1 protein-coding gene is annotated in these 579 nt (G+C 62.9%); it reads right to left on the bottom strand.

What is annotated here, in order from left to right:
- Positions 1-536, bottom strand: a 536-nt coding sequence (locus AC1DTN_RS38600; protein ID WP_477925485.1) for a sensor histidine kinase, incomplete at its 3' end; no start/stop codon positions are given.
- Positions 537-579 lie beyond the last annotated feature (43 nt).

The raw sequence follows: 579 nt of genomic DNA, 5'->3' as shown, positions 1-579 counted from the left end.
GATCGGACTTCCACCGTGTAACCCATCCGATTGGCGAATCGCTTGACAATCGCCAATCCCAGGCCGACACCCTTTCGCTTCGAAGCGTCGCCATCCGCCGCTTCGCGGTGGAAGGCGTCGAAGATGCGGTCATGGGCCTCGCGCTTGATGCCCGGCCCCTGGTCCCACACTTCCAGCGAGAGGAACGCGCCCCGGCGGCGCGCGCACACCAGGACACTCTTCCGGGTGTACTTGAGCGCATTCGAGACCAGGTTCTCCAGCACCCGCAGAAGCATCGAGGCATCGGTGGCAACGACGGCCCGGGCCCGTCGGATGCGCAAGCTGATGTCGTCATGCTCGGACACGTTCTCGAAATTGAGGGCGAGTTCCTGAAACAAGGACTGGATGTTCGTCGGCGTCAGTTGCACGCCGCCGTCCATCGATTCGATGCGCGCGAACTCGAGCACGTCGTTGACGTAGAGCTGCAACGAATCGATTTCCTGGCTGAGCCTTGCGAGCGGCCATTGGGCCGCATGGACGTGCGCCGTCTCGTGCATGACCGACGCCACCCACAGCTTCGTCGCGTGAAGTCGTTGTCGA

The sequence above is a fragment of the Rhizobium sp. 01T444 genome, from assembly GCF_056398305.1.
Note: the sequence above shows the minus strand (reverse complement) of the source record. Positions and strands in the feature narration are given on the sequence as shown.